Source organism: Vibrio renipiscarius, assembly GCF_000827885.1.
In the GTDB taxonomy this organism is placed as follows: domain Bacteria; phylum Pseudomonadota; class Gammaproteobacteria; order Enterobacterales; family Vibrionaceae; genus Vibrio; species Vibrio renipiscarius.
In genome coordinates, this window is sequence record NZ_JTKH01000015.1 from 1 (window position 1) to 529 (window position 529).

The 529-nt window shown below is 41.8% G+C and carries 2 tRNA genes; both read left to right on the forward strand.

From position 1 onward, the window contains the following. Positions 1-38 precede the first annotated feature (38 nt). Positions 39-114: transfer RNA gene (locus OJ16_RS09700), tRNA-Lys, on the forward strand. Positions 115-147: 33 nt separating this feature from the next. Beyond that, positions 148-223 (forward strand) — tRNA-Val (locus OJ16_RS09705). Positions 224-529: the final 306 nt, after the last annotated feature.

Consider the following 529-nt stretch of genomic DNA (forward strand, 5'->3'; position numbering starts at 1 on the left):
GGTAACAGGGGTTCGACTCCCCTACGGGATACCACTAAGGGCCGTTAGCTCAGTTGGTAGAGCAGTTGACTTTTAATCAATTGGTCGCTGGTTCGAATCCAGCACGGCCCACCATTCTTTCTCCACGAAGGAATTAAAACTTTTAGTGGGCGATTAGCTCAGTTGGGAGAGCACCTGCCTTACAAGCAGGGGGTCACTGGTTCGAGCCCGGTATCGCCCACCATTCTCTAAGTATTTTTGGAATAGGATCTCCAAACCACTCAGTAATGCATGTGGTTGGAATTTTCGACGCCGAAAGTCTTTAGAAAATGTATTTGAAGTGTAACTTCAGGTTCATATGCTCTTTAACAATTTGGAAAGCTGACTGATAACAACAATGTTGTTATCAAAAAAAGTTCTCAATGTTTACCTATATGGTAAACACCAAAAAACACATTCAAGTGTTCTTGGCAATATCATCATTTATGATGATTATTCGAAATTGAGTCCGGCAAAATCGAACGTCTCTCACTCATAAAATAGAGAGACA